This window comes from Acinetobacter sp. YH12152 (assembly GCF_013418285.1).
In the GTDB taxonomy this organism is placed as follows: domain Bacteria; phylum Pseudomonadota; class Gammaproteobacteria; order Pseudomonadales; family Moraxellaceae; genus Acinetobacter; species Acinetobacter amyesii.
This window is the reverse complement of the sequence record NZ_VPCH01000006.1, coordinates 35312-50683: the sequence shown is the minus strand read 5'-3', so window position 1 is coordinate 50683 and position 15372 is coordinate 35312. Positions and strand designations below refer to the sequence as shown.

The 15372-nt window shown below is 39.7% G+C and carries 15 protein-coding genes; 3 read left to right on the top strand and 12 right to left on the bottom strand.

What is annotated here, in order from left to right:
* Nucleotides 1-7: 7 nt before the first annotated feature.
* The 9 genes from FTU83_RS03525 to FTU83_RS03485 form a co-directional block, all read right to left on the bottom strand.
* Entirely contained in the window at nucleotides 8-775 is a 768-nt protein-coding gene (locus FTU83_RS03525) for a glycosyltransferase family 25 protein (RefSeq protein WP_180105667.1), read from the bottom strand.
* Nucleotides 775-1869, bottom strand: coding sequence for a non-hydrolyzing UDP-N-acetylglucosamine 2-epimerase (wecB, locus tag FTU83_RS03520; protein WP_180105668.1), 1095 nt, complete (start codon nucleotides 1867-1869; stop codon nucleotides 775-777). The genes FTU83_RS03525 and wecB overlap by 1 nt, the downstream gene beginning before the upstream one ends.
* Complete coding sequence (locus FTU83_RS17650; RefSeq protein ID WP_180105669.1) at nucleotides 1856-2959, bottom strand: glycosyltransferase family 4 protein; 1104 nt, start codon at nucleotides 2957-2959, stop codon at nucleotides 1856-1858. Before FTU83_RS17650 ends, wecB begins: the two co-directional genes overlap by 14 nt.
* The gene (locus FTU83_RS03510; protein WP_180105670.1) at nucleotides 2944-4080 is read right to left on the bottom strand and encodes a glycosyltransferase family 4 protein; all 1137 of its coding nucleotides are present in this window, start codon (nucleotides 4078-4080) and stop codon (nucleotides 2944-2946) included. Before FTU83_RS03510 ends, FTU83_RS17650 begins: the two co-directional genes overlap by 16 nt.
* 171 nt (nucleotides 4081-4251) lie before the next feature.
* A complete protein-coding gene (locus FTU83_RS03505) occupies nucleotides 4252-4611 on the bottom strand; it encodes a hypothetical protein (RefSeq protein WP_180105671.1) in 360 nt (119 codons plus the stop codon).
* Between the two features lie 3 nt (nucleotides 4612-4614).
* Nucleotides 4615-6672, bottom strand: a complete 2058-nt coding sequence (locus FTU83_RS03500) for a hypothetical protein (protein ID WP_180105672.1) — start codon at nucleotides 6670-6672, stop codon at nucleotides 4615-4617.
* The gene (locus FTU83_RS03495) at nucleotides 6669-8606 is read right to left on the bottom strand and encodes a hypothetical protein (RefSeq protein WP_180105673.1); all 1938 of its coding nucleotides are present in this window, start codon (nucleotides 8604-8606) and stop codon (nucleotides 6669-6671) included. Before FTU83_RS03495 ends, FTU83_RS03500 begins: the two co-directional genes overlap by 4 nt.
* Nucleotides 8603-10030 carry a site-specific integrase gene (locus FTU83_RS03490; RefSeq protein ID WP_180105674.1) on the bottom strand — a complete coding sequence of 476 codons (1428 nt, stop codon included), beginning with the start codon at nucleotides 10028-10030 and terminating at the stop codon, nucleotides 8603-8605. Before FTU83_RS03490 ends, FTU83_RS03495 begins: the two co-directional genes overlap by 4 nt.
* A 257-nt stretch (nucleotides 10031-10287) precedes the next feature.
* On the bottom strand, nucleotides 10288-10440 hold the full coding sequence (locus FTU83_RS03485) for an Arc family DNA-binding protein (RefSeq protein WP_005018094.1): 153 nt from the start codon (nucleotides 10438-10440) through the stop codon (nucleotides 10288-10290).
* 143 nt (nucleotides 10441-10583) lie between these two features.
* On the opposite strand from FTU83_RS03485, the gene FTU83_RS03480 reads away from it, so the two are divergent.
* On the top strand, nucleotides 10584-11582 hold the full coding sequence (locus FTU83_RS03480; RefSeq protein ID WP_180105675.1) for an Arc family DNA-binding protein: 999 nt from the start codon (nucleotides 10584-10586) through the stop codon (nucleotides 11580-11582).
* Nucleotides 11583-11600: 18 nt separating this feature from the next.
* On the opposite strand, the gene FTU83_RS03475 is transcribed toward FTU83_RS03480, so the two are convergent.
* Nucleotides 11601-11828 (bottom strand): helix-turn-helix transcriptional regulator, encoded by a 228-nt coding sequence (locus tag FTU83_RS03475; protein ID WP_180105676.1) that lies wholly within the window; start codon nucleotides 11826-11828, stop codon nucleotides 11601-11603.
* Between the two features lie 160 nt (nucleotides 11829-11988).
* Here FTU83_RS03475 and FTU83_RS03470 point away from each other — a divergent pair, with 160 nt between their 5' ends.
* Nucleotides 11989-12255, top strand: a complete 267-nt coding sequence (locus FTU83_RS03470) for a hypothetical protein (protein ID WP_004281168.1) — start codon at nucleotides 11989-11991, stop codon at nucleotides 12253-12255.
* A 103-nt stretch (nucleotides 12256-12358) separates the two neighbouring features.
* On the top strand, nucleotides 12359-12982 hold the full coding sequence (locus FTU83_RS03465) for an HAD family hydrolase (RefSeq protein WP_180105677.1): 624 nt from the start codon (nucleotides 12359-12361) through the stop codon (nucleotides 12980-12982).
* A 78-nt stretch (nucleotides 12983-13060) separates the two neighbouring features.
* Here the strand turns inward: FTU83_RS03465 and FTU83_RS03460 are convergent, their stop codons facing one another.
* Together FTU83_RS03460 and FTU83_RS03455 are read right to left on the bottom strand one after the other, a co-directional pair.
* Nucleotides 13061-14614 (bottom strand): esterase-like activity of phytase family protein, encoded by a 1554-nt coding sequence (locus FTU83_RS03460; protein ID WP_180105678.1) that lies wholly within the window; start codon nucleotides 14612-14614, stop codon nucleotides 13061-13063.
* A 116-nt stretch (nucleotides 14615-14730) separates the two neighbouring features.
* Nucleotides 14731-15243, bottom strand: coding sequence for a hypothetical protein (locus tag FTU83_RS03455; RefSeq protein ID WP_180105679.1), 513 nt, complete (start codon nucleotides 15241-15243; stop codon nucleotides 14731-14733).
* Between the last annotated feature and the right edge of the window lie 129 nt (nucleotides 15244-15372).

Sequence of the window (15372 nt, the reverse complement as noted above, 5' to 3'; positions counted from 1 at the left end):
ATATCAATTATTCATTAAAGAAAAATCTAGAGCGGATTTTTAAGATAACTGCAAAATAAACTAACAACTTAGTAAAATTATTGATTAAAAGTTGTGGCAAGCCATCTTTATACACCCTCCTTAAAATCCCATCAACTCGCCTATCCGCCTCCAAACTGCTGAGCTTCAAATCTACAGGATGTCTAAATTTTTCACTGTAAAAAAAATCAACTCTATTAGGCAGAATTTTGTTCCAAGCATCAGCCCTAGTAAGACAAGTTGATTGAGAGGAAATAATCAGCTTAGCCGTTTCAGTGTCTAGCGAGTAACAGCAGGTCCTAAATAAAAAACGGCGTGCTACTTTGGAGACCTGCCACAACGCACTGCTCACTTGGCTGCCAATCAGATATTTTGTATTCTTGAGTCCTTCTTGCCCACCCAAGACGACCAAGCCATTTAATTCATTGTTTCTTAACAGTGCAATTACCTCATCAAAATCAGCATCCTCGCCAATGATGTCATCTTCAATGATGATGCAATGCTCATTGCCTGATTGCAAAAAATTTTCTAACACCAGCAAATGTGATATTGCACAACATTTTTCACCCTGTGTCAGCGGCCTTCTTTTGTCGCTTGGGCATGGCTTATCATATTTCGCAATCAGTTCTGCGTTGCTGGCATCTTTTGCATCCACAGCATCAATAATATGAAATTGCGAATAATATTTAGGAAAGCGTTTTTGCATCGCCTCACGCCTAGCTGCATCTCGCTTGAGGCTAATCATATAAATTCGCATCAAGTATTCTCCTTGAGCGTATTCACGATTTGCTGCGCCGCCATTCCATCCCCATACGGCATACAGACTCTGGCCATGCTGCGGTAGTGCTGGGCATCATCGAGCAGGCGGCTGACGGCTTGCACGATGTGCGCCGTATCGGTGCCGACCAGCTCTGCGACGCCTTCGGCGACGGGTTCGGGCCGTTCGGTGGTTTGGCGCAGCACCAGCACGGGTTTTCCGAGGGCGGGGGCTTCTTCTTGCACGCCGCCGCTGTCGGTCAGGATAATGTGCGCCGACTGCATGGCCGCCACAAAGTCAAAGTAGTCCAAGGGCGGCACCAGCTGCACCCGAGGATGCTCACCAAACATACTGTGAGCTAGTTCGTACACATGAGGATTAGGGTGAACCGGATAGAGCACCCGCACATCGGGGTACTGCTCCAGTAGTTGCAGCACGGCATGAAATACCGCTTGCAGCGGCTGGCCAAAATTCTCACGCCGATGGGCAGTCAGCAATATCAGGCGGTCGGCGGATGGGGCCGTTGTCCCCGCTTGGGCGACTGTTTGCAGCAGGGTATCAATGCAGGTGTTGCCAACCAGATGAATGGCGCTTTCAGCAATGCCCTCTTGCCGCAAGGCGTTTGCAGCGCCGGCTGTGGGCGCAAAGTGCCAACGGCTGATGCGTGAGACCATTTGCCGGTAGCCCTCTTCTGGGAAGGGGTGGTCGAGCTTGTGGGTTCGTAGCCCAGCTTCTATATGACCAAACGGCACACGGCCATGAAACGCCGCCAGCGCTGCACCAAAGACGGTGGCCGTGTCGCCCTGCGCCAGCACGGCATAGGGATTTTCTTGCTGAATAATCTCAGCCAGCTCTGGCAGCATGCGTGCCAGCACTTGGTCTGGGCTTTGCCCCGGCTGCATGAGATTGAGGTCGTAATCAACCGCAACACCAAAGCGGGTCAGCATTTGGTCGAGCATGTCACGGTGCTGGGCAGTGACGACAACGATGCAACGTGCCCAGTTGCTGCTTTGCAGGGCGCGAATGACGGGAACCATTTTTATGGTCTCGGGCCGAGTGCCAAAAATGCACAGAACGGTTTTACGCTGGGTCATGGGTTAGCCTTTTCAAGTCTTGTTCTAGGGTGGAGGTAATGCCGCTCCAGTAGATGTTTTGTGGCGCAGCGGCCAACTTACGGTCTAGCAGTTGTTGGGCCAGTGCAGTGGCCAAGCTGCTGGGCTGGCTGGGTTCTGCCAAATACGGATCAAGCTCTTGCGCTTGCTGCGGGAAGTTCGCCGTGAGATTGGGCGAACGGGTGGCAACAATGGGGCGCTGGCAGGCCATGGCTTCGGCAATTTTGTTGGATGCGCCAGCATCCATGAAAGGCGAGCGGCGATAGGGCACAGTCAGCACATCACAAGCAGCCAACGCATAGGGCACATCTTGAAACGGCACATTGCCCAGATAGTGAATGCCATCTTGAGTGAGGTCAAGGTCAGCGGCAGCTTTGCCGCCCAACAGCAGTTCTATGTTCTGCCCTTGTTTACGCAACAGCTGCACGGCGGCAATGAGGTCTTGTACACCACGGTCTGGCTCCATGCTGCCGAAATAGCCCACATAGCAAGCATCAGCGGGAAGTTGTAGTTTTTGTCGTGCCAGAGCTTGGTCTATCGGGCGAAAGTGCTCGGCATCTATACCGTTGCTCAAAATAGCATCTATGCCGTCTTGCCCTAGGTCGCGCAGTAGTGCATGACTGGCAAACAGGCGCATGTCGGCTTTTTTCAGTAGATAACCAAACAGATCAAAACCAAAAGGCCGTACATAGCCGCCAAACTCGTCATATTTGTCATACACGTCAAATACAAACTTGGTCTTGAGTTTTTGTGCCAGCCGATAGGCCATGAATGCGATGTAGCAATCACCGCTGGCTATTACAACGTCCACAGCAGGACGCTGGCGGCTTTGTTGCCAGTAATGCGTAGCTAATGACAGGTTTTTTACAGGCGTGGAGGTGATACTTAATGTATCATTCTGAGTCGTGATGGTTTGCTTGCTGTGATAATCCACCAGCCATAATGTTACGTTGTTATTTTTTGCTAGGTGCAGTGGGAATTGGTAGTTGCGTCCAAATTTCTCCAGCAGGGCGTCACGATTAGTGTTAAAGCGCTTACCTATAAATAAAATATTTATCATATTCTTGAGCACACACTTTTAACCTTACTACCAAAACGCCCCCACTCAAACTGCCTCGCAAAATCTTGGATGTTCTCTTTTGGTAGAGGAACAGCTAATAATGCAATAACTTGTTTACTCAGCTGGCTATAGTTGTTCTTTTCGACAAGATAACCCGAGATACCTTCCGCTACCGCATCCACAATACCACCTGTAGCAAAGGCTACTGTAAGTAAACCATGTGCTGCGGCTTCAATAGCCACCATTCCAAATCCTTCAGGATCATCAGGAATATGCCGTACAGGGAACACATGTACATCTGCAGCTTCATAAATAGTCGCAAGCTGCTCATTATCGGTAATTACCCCTAAAAATAGAATATGATTTTCAATCTGATTTTTTCTTGCTGCTTCTAAAATTTCTTCACGATTCTGTAGCCCTGCACCCAAAGAGTTTTTAGGCGACTCTCCAACTACAACCAAAATTACATTTGGTTCCTGCTGAACAATATAAGCTAATGAGCTTTCTACAAATTCTTTCAAACCTTTACGAGTGGTTAAACGACCAACAGATAACAATATTTTTTTATGTTCTAAATTATATTTTTCCTTAAAAGACTGGATCGCATTTAAGGGCTGAGCTGTTACAGGCAAAGTCACACCAGGATGTACAATACTGATGTCTTTTTCTAATACACCTGAATTCAGTGCCAATATCTTCGTGGGTGTACTATTTACAATTACACAATCCATGCGTTTAAAAAAAGGAACCCAAATTTTTTGATACACCCAATGAGCAGCAGTAATATCAAAACCATGCAGGTAAACAACTGCTTTAGCACCCGTAAGCCTGCTGACTAACCAAACTAAAGGAGCAGTTAAACCGCTTCCAGCAATAATCACATTTGGCTTAAAGCACACAGCAGTCCAAAAAGCTTTGCACAATGCAATCAACATAAATAACACGAGAGGCTTTAAAGGTGACTCCAAAACCTGAATGTTTTTAGGTTTAACTGCAGCAGCACCTGTAGGACCAACGACTTTAACCTCTGCATATTTACTCAGCTCGTCTGCCATATGCCAGTTTAGACGCTCCATCCCCCCAACCAAAGGTGGTAAATTACGTGTTATAAGAAGAATACGTTGCTTCTTCATTTTTTAATTTTTCCCCAATTAAAAACCTACCTTTGAAATACTTAAACCTTAATTGTCGTAAATATTTCCTAAGATAAAAGAATGAACAAATATAGCACTTTACCCTGTAACTGGAAAAAGAAATAAAAGACTAAAAAGCCACTAAATTACCAAACTTAGTGGCTATCTCAATTATAAAGTTCGGACACTTTGCCTCAACTCAAAATTTTCCAGCAACAGCGAATTGCACTTTTCCAGCAGTTTTTCATAATCTTCTTTCAGCTGCTCATAATCACTTTTCACCGCTTTGGTCTTAGTTTTCGCTTGCTCAATTTGCTGGGCAGGCGAAAGAACATTTTGCCCTGCTGCCTGTGCAGCTTGCTCAATTGCCTCAATTAATGCTGCATGACGGCTCTTTTTAATCGAGCCTCGTTTACGTCCAGCCTCCATTGCAACCGTATCGTTATTAATGGCAGAGCCTTTCGGTAGAACAATCGGTTTGTTGGCTTTTAATCGCTCTAAAGCAGCGTAATAATCATTAAGTGCACTCATATTTTACACCTCAATATTAATCGTTTTAATTTTTTGAATCATTTTGTTTAAAGCCAAAATATCACTGTCCATTTGCTCGTATAGCAGACTGTTCTGTACTTGCATATCTCGCAGCCGTTGTAGTCGATGAACCGCTTTTTGCATCTTTTCCGCACTCTCTGCATCAAATACAGCATGGGCACAACTCAAACAGCTGGTAATAGCCGTAAATGAAATTTTTTCGCAAGAATCAGGGTTGGTACATGCGCCAAACAAGCTAGGCTTATAGGCAATTTCACCCTTTTTCATACGCTTAATGGTTTCATCACGGTTTGGAAATACTGTGAGTAATTGCTCGCGGTCTTTTTGTAGCTGCAAATAAGTTCCTGCCCCACCAAGTAAACGGCCAGCACTATTAATTACACCCTCTTCAAATTGCGCATAAGAATGTACCAAGCGCTGATATTCCAGTTCTTGAATAAACTCTTTTTGACTGTCACTCACTAAAATATTTGGTGCAAATACCGAATTTTCGCGATAATACAGTGTCATCGCTTCGGTTAAATGCTTATATTGAACCGACAAAGCCCCCAAACCTATTACACCTGAACGAGCACCGTACACTGCCAAAGAACGCCTAAATTGATGAGTACAAATATTCCAATATGCTCCAATCTGACAATCTTTCTCTTCACGCCAGTTACGGAATCCATCAAATGCTTCTAACTCAGCTATATCGCTTTCAGTGATTCGTAGTTCATCTCCCAACTTTTCTAGAAGATGCTGACGATAGTTATTAAAATTAGTCTCTGTGCGAGTCGGCGCACCTTCATAATTAGAAATAAAATCCGTTTTATGCTCAATATTTTGATTATTTTTATGCCGAGGTTTTGGTAAATATCTTGTTGGAAATAAGGGATATTCACGAGGATTAGAAAAATCGTAATGTGGACTGAGCAAAGCATAAATCTCACCAATGCTTTGTGCAGCATTCACCCCGATTTGAATATCTTCAAAGCTGATCCAATAGGTGGATTTATTACCACCACCATGTAACTTGGAGGTATAGCCCATCAGTACATGCACAAGATGCTCATTGCTCTTAACCGTTTGATAGCAGTCATAAGACAGTTGATTGACTTCGTTGTCCCGCATACCCGTAAATAGATGAATCCAAAGTTTGGCCATGCCTTGAATTATCGTGATATAACGGGTCAGATTTGGATGCTTCTTAATCTGATGATTTTCAAAAAGCTGAGTTAACCCCAGCAAATCATGTGCATCGTTGAAACTTATTGCACGTTTAGCACGTTTAAACTCAACAGGCATCAGAGCAAAATTGGCATCCTGCTGAGTACGTTGAAACCATTGCAATAAGGCAGGTGCATTTTGATTAAACTCATTCAATTTATCAGCTAAAGCATTAATTAAAGCCATATAAAGCCTTGGAGGAACAACTTTGGTTCGCGGACCGATTTTACCTGATCGTAACCTGAGTTGAGCTGCTAACTTCGCTAAATGCTCAATCGGTTGATAGGTACTAAAAGCAGGGATCAATGAGGGATACTGCTGTTGTAGCGTAAAACAATCGGTTAAAAATGCTTTGATGCACAAGGCCGTTGAATAACTCACGCCAGCATAAGCATCATTAACTTTCGATAGATAAGCGCCATCAGCAAATAACTGCTGTAACGTACAACCATTCTTGTATGCAAGTCGTGCAAACTGACGCAATGCAAGATGACGCTGCTTAATACTTTTAATGATCGACTTACCCGTTTTAACGTACAATAACGCAAAGATGATTTTTTTCATTTCTGCACGTATTTGACAGAAGAGAAAGTCGTTCTCTCCTGCATTTTCAAGCCAGCTATCAAAATTCAGGCGACAGTGGCACTTCGGTAAATAGGGTGAAAGATCCCAAACATTGTCTGCATAAACCGATAATGTTGCACCACTTTTCATTCGAGACAATACAAAAGAGGCTGGAACAATCAGTTGATGATTCTGCAACCGATATTCATCGGGTAAAAACTGCTCAGCAACGCCACTGGCATATAAATACGAATTAAATGAACTCATGCGATCCACCCCAAATCAAGTAATAATTCAAAATGATTGAGCCAATAGGCATCTAAATCACCGCTTTCCACTTCTTCTTGAATTGAAAAAATACGGTCATGTAGATTTTCATAAGTGTTTGATAAATCATTAAGCACTTCGTCAATTCGGTGTAGTACAACACCGAACTGCTGTTCCCATTTGATCAAATCCGTGGCTTTTTGTTTGACATAAGCAAGTAGACTTTTCAGTGATAAAAGCTTACGCACATCCGTATCATCGGCATGGACTGCATAGTGTTGGCAAAATAAACAATGCTCAAATTGCTGACAGTTTGGGGTTGGAGCTTGTGCGGTAAAACCACGTGCTTTTTCAGGCTGAGGCGTTGCTGTCACACATGCACCGACAGGTAAGGTTTGAACATCAACAGGCTCATCTAGCGTTTGCACCGAAATTCGTTCAAGCGTTCGTGTTTGTGCGACAGCAACCTCTCTCAGCTCATTAAAGAACTGTGAAATTTGCTGAGCTGCATCTTTAAATGACGTACGTGCATAATTATTTCTTGCTGTATCAAGTGAGTGACCCATAACTTCTGCTTCAAGCAGTAGATCTCCATCACTTAACTCAACAGTTTGGCCGCTTTTATGCTTACGCCACTGTTGCGGAGTAATCCAGACCATTTGAGGAAAAATGCGTTGTAAAAAACTTCTGAGTAATTGCAACTTAGCAGCCCCAATCGATGCAAGCCTTTGAATTTCGTTACGTTGCGGAAAGACAAAATCACAAGTTTCATCTTGGATATACCATGCTCGAAGTTCTAAAATTTGTCTAAAAACAGGTTCAAACGTCACCCCAAATTCGGGCCGAACTTCTTTCCCGCCAGCACGGCTTTTTGTACCAGAGAATCTACGTCCCTGAGTTGAGGGCAAGATTTCCATCGTATCCAGCTGTAACTGCTGAGCTGTGTCTAAATTAGCTCCCGTTTTTGCGATAAACAACAACATGCCGATGCAAAGACCATAGGAGGCAAGCCGCTCTCGCTCAATGTGTCGTTGGTCTTTATTACGCTCTTCAAGCTTACGGATCGCTTGATTACGATTTTCACGTAAACGCTTTCGATATTCACTATCCTCAGCAAGCCCGAAATCCACCAACATTTTTGAGAAATCGGGAATAGTTGAATATTTAGACAAATAGCTGTGCATATCAAACTGAATATATTGTTTTTCAGTTTGATGATGAAAGCCTGAATAAAAATAGAACTCTTCCTGATCCACGGATTGAAAGTGTGCGGGAAAGTTACCCGCCTGTACAACGATACGATGGATTTCCGAAAATACATTCAACAAAGTCGCATACGTCTTTTGATGATCCTCCTGTGCAATCGGTAAAACAGGAACATCATAACGCTGCGACTGTACTTGCATTGCTTGACTAGCAATATCAATTTCATGACAATCAAATACATATGCGATCAGTTTTGCAACATAACGCTGATACTGCTTTGCGGTATGTGCAGCCAAGTTATCGTCATCAGTATCTGCAAGCAAAGTGCGATCAACTAAATATTTGCTGTAACGACGATAGGCATCGATCATGCTGTCCTTATTGGATAAATCAAAAACTTTCTTTTGCTGATCAATCCAGTCCAAAAATATTTTGATAATGGAATAGAACAACCCTTTTGATAGATCCGATCCATCCATTTGTAGTAAATAATCAGTGAAACATTTTAAAAAATAGCGTCTTTTTTCATCAAAAGAAGCAACAAGCTCATGGTCGGATACACCGGAAGAACATGCTCTTTTAGCAAAAAAGAATGTACCCATATCTAAAGTTTTAAAAGAAAATGAGGCTGTTTTATCTTTGAGCACAAGTATGAGATGCTCATGCTCAGTAATCTGCTTATGAGTATCAGTGATATGTACAAACAATGGAGTACGAATGAAATTCATGACAAATCTCCTGCTAAATTCACAGAGGACTGTACGTATTTCATCAAGCTAGACTCATACTCATGCTGAATTTTATTGCGCCATTGCAAGCGTGATTTATAGTTCAAATACTGCAAAGTCGTACTAATATTGCGATGCCCCATCCTAGCTTGCACATATTCGACTGCTGTCATAGCCGTATGCCCTTCGGGTAAATGCTGTAACTGGCTTTCCAATAGATTCATCCCAAAACTGGCACGTAAGTCATGGAATTTAAAGCTTGGAAATTGCGGATCAATCAAACGAATCTCGGGTAATAGCACGACTTTTAAATAACTACGCACCGCTTCACCTTCATATAGTTTAAGCCTCGCCCCAAACGAATCAGAGGCTTTGATCTTATCGATCAGTTCTTGCTGTTCAGCTTTGCTGGTGTAGAAAGGTGTGCCAAGCTTAGTGAGAAACACATAGTTTTCATCCGAGTCAGCATAGCTAGACTTCTGTCTACGCTGTTGCGCTTGTGGGCTATTAATATAAATTTTAAGATCTTGTGCCAACCAATTCGGGATGAGTAGCGTCATCGGCTTTTGAAATTTGGTATCAATGCCTGTACCCGACCCAATAGGTAGACGGATAAAACCCTGACTATCAGGCTTACAATTAAGTAAATTTTTGATTCGTAAAGTACAAATCGTTTGTAAGCGGGCACCCGTGAATAAGGCAAGATAGAACATCAACTGATATTCTCGTGATGATTTTAGTAGTCCTTTTAATATGACCGTTTGCGATTCAACACTGAGTGGGCTTAATTCACCATCATCCGCAATCGCTTCAGAATTCGGTGCTTTGGCTGGAACATGAATCGCAAGATCATGCGACTTAATTGCCATTTTTCTACGTGCGCCAAATTCATTATCTACCGCAATATATTTGTATACATCTTGAAAGGGTAAACCGTAGCGCTGATGATCAACCAAATCTTCTGTGACAAGAAAGCGATAAAAATTCACCACCGCATTAATTCGATGACTTGCAGAATTGGCCGAGATTAGACCTGCATTCGCTTGCTCAATCAGACGAGTACGATATTGAAAAATCGCATTCAACTGTTTTAATTTATGAAATTTCAAACAGTCCAGCTGTTCATCTTCTAAAAAGCGCTGAAAATCAACAAGCTGATGTGCAATAGATGCAAAGGTTTTAAAATCATACTGTACTGTTTGCTGTAATTTTTTCAGCAAATACAGATTAAAAATTTCAGAAGGGTTGCCATCTCCCTGGATAATCACAGGGAATTCAAGGTAAGCATCACCATGTTTTTCAAACGCTGCATCATTTAAACGATCAGTTGTCTTAACCAACGTCAATAACTGAAATTTTTTAATGGTCACGACTTTGGCTTTTGATTGGTAGCGTGACTGACCATTTTTAAGTTTAGTGCTCATTTTGAGTCTCCTGTTTATTAAAAAACAGGCAAAAAGTGATCTTGAGATAGGATTGACAAAAATGCCCCTATTCATCAAAATACAAATGTCTGATCAGCAATGAAGACATTCATAAGAGCTCATGTTCCCGCATGGGCTTTTATACTTTTTGCCAAAGATGAATTAATATCTCACAAATTAATAAAATACCTTTAGGTGTACATTTAATCTAAATTAATTGAGATCGTTGACCTTTCCTCAAACTTAAAAATAAATAATTAATTTAAGTCATTTCTATATTCCTTTTTAATGCGTTCAAGTTCAGTTAATACATAAGAATTCATCGACTGATGTCTTTTCTTAGCCATATTTTTTATCCAAAAAACTAATTCTTCAGGTAAGCGTAAATTCAGTTGTTTGGTTGCTTGCATAGAATCATCTCCTAATTTATTTATAGTATGAAAGGCATACTACATGTTCTATTTTTCATATAGTATGCTTTTCATACTATATGCGCAATACCATTTTTGCATCATAATCATACTATTTGAAAATTTTGTTATTTGTGAGCTTCATGAAAAAAAAAGAGATACAGTTCAATCTGCGTATTCCAGAAGATTTAAAAGCTAAAATTGATGAAGGGGCAAAGTTGAAACAGCGTTCCGTTCATGCCGAAATAATGTCTCGTTTATATGACTCTTTTGTCATGGATAACAATATTCATCTAGAAGCAGCTAAAGTTATTGAAAATTATCTGCAAGCTAGAACACCTACAGAACGAAAAAAAGTGGTAGCAGAACGTTTAAATTTTGTATTAAGTGAACTGAAAAAAATTCATCATTTCAATGAATTTACAATTGCTGAATTAGCTTTTGAGATCAATGAAGATACGGCTGATGAGGCTGAAGCATGGTTTAGAGCAGAATTAGAACCCACCTTCGGACAATTGGAAAAAATAGCGCAACATACTTCAGTGAATCCAAACTGGTTACTCTTTGGTAAACAGACTCCCTATGATATTCAGCACATACGTTTAAATGAGTTTTTAGATCAAGATATAAAACTGCTCGTAGGCTCAAATCCAAATAATGAATATTTAAATAATTCAAAAGTGAAAGAAATAAAGTTTATTCGAGAATTGTCAGAAGCGGGGCAATTAATTATTCTTAAAATTTATGAAAATTACGCAGTTGAGACTTTTTATCCCCCATATCATATCAGTGACGTAAATGGTGTTGGTGGATATAACTCATTGTTATATTTCTGTTTATTGACAAAAGTACTGTTACGATATTATAAATCTAAGGTGAATGTATATAGTCATCTGCTTTCAGAAGAGCAGTTTAAACTTATTTTGACTGGAACAGTTCATCCCTTAACAATTGCAGAAAAATTACATCATATTCCTTGGGTTGATGATTTAGCAGATAGACTCCCAAATAAAAATTTAGATTATTGGGATGGTTTTGATACGTTAAGAGCAAGAATACTACGAGACTTTGCAGCGAAAGAATACATTCAGGAAATTTGGAATGATCCTGAATTGTATTTAAAGCATCCTATTGAGTTTTAAAAAAGGGATGACATTTTACTAAGTGCCATCCCTTTTTCTAGGCTCACTGGTATATTCAAATAAATCTTGCATATTACAATTAAAATATTCACATAAGGTATCAGCGACTGAAAGTTCAATTCGTACTGCACGATCATAGTAAAGACTTGTTAGCGTATTACGATTAATACCAGTCGCTTGAGCTACCTCACTTAACTTTAAAATTTTTCGCTCACCCATCAAATTTGACAACCTACATCTAATCATAACAACCTTTAAATTAAAAAATTAACCTACAGCAGGTTAATTAAACTTGATAAATAACTTTTACCGTGATAATTTAACCTACAGCAGGTTATATTGTTTTATTAAAAAACAAATTAGCCGTTCTAAATTTCATTATATAGTTTTTTAAGGAAGTTCAGCTATGAATAACTATTTTTCTCCAAAATTCTCTGTTTCAGAGGAAGTTCGTTCAACTGCTGTTGCACTAATCAAAGAGTTTAATATTGACCGTACATTTGATTTAGCTTTGTTTCTGAATGTTAACCCCAACTTAAATGACCAAGATGCGACTTTAGCCTGGGTGAATTATTTTGAAAAAAATCAACATGATCTCAGTGACTTCAATCATGTTAGACGCCACTTTATGAAAAATTTTCCTAAAATTATGTTTGCAAATTTCAGTGAATAAAATAATCAAAGGGAGATATCAAATATCTCCCTTAATTTTTATAGCAATGCTCTTATGGTAATCTCAACAAAAAGTGAAATTCAATTTAATTGGTTGTAAAAATATGGAATTATTTATAAAAGCAAGCCATATTGAGCCTTCAGTCATTATTTTTGACGTGTTTGGTACACTTGTAAATATAGAGGAAAGACGTTCCCCATATAGAAAATTAATGAAATGGCTAAAAGAAAATGGGCGACAACCAAAACCTGATGATGCCAAATTTATTATGTCCCACAATTTGAATTTGGCAGAGCTTACAAAGCGATTAGCTGTAAATATTCCAGACCAATTTCTGCAAGAACTTGAGCATGATTTAGATGAAGAGTTACGCTCTATTAGACTGTATGAAGATACCTTATCCACTTTGGAAGAATTAAAAAAACTGGGATTCAGATTGGCAGTATGCTCAAATTTAGCGATGCCATATGGAAAAGTTGTTTCTTCATTTTTACCTTCTCTTGATGCTTATGCTTGGAGTTATGAGGTTGGAGCAATTAAACCAGAGTCACAAATTTATCAATATTTAATTGATAAATTACAATGTCATGCCAAAGACATTTTGTTTATTGGAGATACTCTTTTAGCTGATTACAGTGGTCCAACTGAATTTGGTATGTCAGCACGTTTAATTGATCGTAAGAGTGGGCAAAAGCTGGCAGATGTTTTAGCTGATATCATTCGGTAATTAATAGTGGTTTAAGTCTGAAAAAATTAGTTGAATTTAAGAAGCCCAAAAGTTTTGGCTTTTGGGCTTTTTTTATGGTTATGGGTTAAAAAGATTTAACTTATCGGCAATATATAAGGTCGGTGTATCGACACGCATGCGCACATTATCCAAATACTTTTGCTCTAAACCATTGGTTGTCCAAAGCCCCATGTCATCATCATTCACAATTCCAAGGGTTTGTCGGTTAATCAACCATAAACCTTCCATTTTGTCATGTGCATAACTTACACGTTTACCCATATCCAATACCAATGTTTTACTTGTTGGTTGAATATTTAGTGCTTGTAATGCTTCCCATTTTTTATCGTTATTGATGAAATATTGCTCGAGGGTTTTACCTGCAATCGTTAAACCAAGTTTAGGATCTTGTACTAGATCGCCCTGAGTTGCGATATCCTCCAAATTGGTAGCATCCTTCAGATCAATACGATAAACATGTTTCATGATATTCGGATCGTCTTTAAGGAATTTGCCATCACGTTCCAGTACTAAAAACTCATGATCATTAATCGCAATAATAGCTGAGTTTGAGTTAGCATCAATTTCTTGACGATAGAGATACTGAGCAACTTTGCCTGTTTCGAGATTGATCGTCACAATACGTGTTAAGGTTGATTTATTAACAGCTTTGGTCGGTAAGTCCATTGTCGATTGCATAATCCCAACCAATGTTTTTTGGTCAGGTGTAATAGTTAAGCCTTCCATACCACGGTTGGCACGACGATAACTAAATTCTTGCGGTAATGTGAAGGTATTGCGCACATCATTTACAAAAGGATTAATACGACCAATTTCTTTTCCATTGGCATCATAGTGCACAATGTGAGGACCATATTCATCACTTACCCAGAATGTACCATCATTCAATGCTGCCAAACCTTCAGAATCGAGACCGTAATCATCAAGTTTGATAGGGTTCGTGATTGGGTCATAAGGCTTTGATGGATCTTTAGCAATGACCTTGCCATGAATATCGTAAGGTGTTTCGCCTGTACCACCTAGTGCAGCAGTATTCGGTAATCCACTAATATTATTTCCATCACGATCTTTTAATAAAATCGTTTTGATGAGTTTGATTGAGCCATCATCTTGTACCTCAAATAACCCAATTTTAGGTACATAGTCTGGCATTGGAAAAATCTTACCAGCACCATTCACGCCATCATTATAGTCAGCATTTGGGCCACGATCTGTGATTGCGTAAAATTGTTTATTGTTCGTAGGATGGGCAGCAACATCAGAGCCAAAGCCACCCTGTCGAAGTGTAAATGCAGTCGCAATAGTTGTTCCATTCGCCTTAAAGCTTGTTAAGCTTTGGTAAGGCAATGCAACCCCTTGGGCAAATAAGTTTGGACCACACTGGATCGAGCTTTGCTGGATTTCATTCGCATCCAACTCACCATTTTGATTTTTATCCAAACCGCTTTCAATACGTGTTCCAGCACTCCAGCAATCATCATTTCCAAGTACTAAAGGCGTCTGTTGAATCAAACTATTCAATCCATTTTGACCATTGTCCCCATCATCAGTACATGCCGTTAAGAAAATTGTCGAAGCCAATAAAGCTAAAGTTAGTGGTGTTTTTTTCATTGTTCATAAGCATCATTGTAGAATAGGCTCTATGGTAAAAATCAAAAATGACATTAATGTGAATAAAATATAAATAATTCATGATATTAAAATCTTAGATTAGCATTTAAGCTCAGCTATCTTTCTATTTTTTTTAAATAGGTTTCACATTTTGAAGTGGGGCCAAAATTATATTTTAAAGCGGTATTGGCTCTAGCTGTTGCATATTCAATCCCTTGAATTTCACGCTGCTGAGCAAAAACTTGAATCGCAGGATGTAACTGTTCTGAGCAACTGGGATCATTGCTAAAGTATTTTAAAGTCTTGGTATTGGAAAAATATATTGCAGCAAACAATCGCCCATCTTTAAATACAATCGCGGATGAAGCATCTAAACTGCTTCCAGACTGACCTTCATAATACAGCGCCTCATCTGTTTTCAGTAAATATGGCGCTGAGTAATTGTCAAAATTAGATTGAAATTTTAGATAATCATGCTTTAACAATGTTTGAAGTTCTGTTTGGATTTTTGGATTCAAAACAATTTGAGGAATTGATGAAATATCTGAATATTGAATGAGGTCTAGTTCTTGAGCATGAGTAAAAACGGAGATTGAAAAAAGTAGAAAAAGATAATAGTGATTCTTCATATCAAATTTATTATTTTTATGTCCATATTAACTTACTTATGGATTGTTCATTTTATATGGACACTTATGGAGTATCGATAAGAGTAAAACCCTTTTGAACTGATTTCATAACATTCTCCACAAATGTTT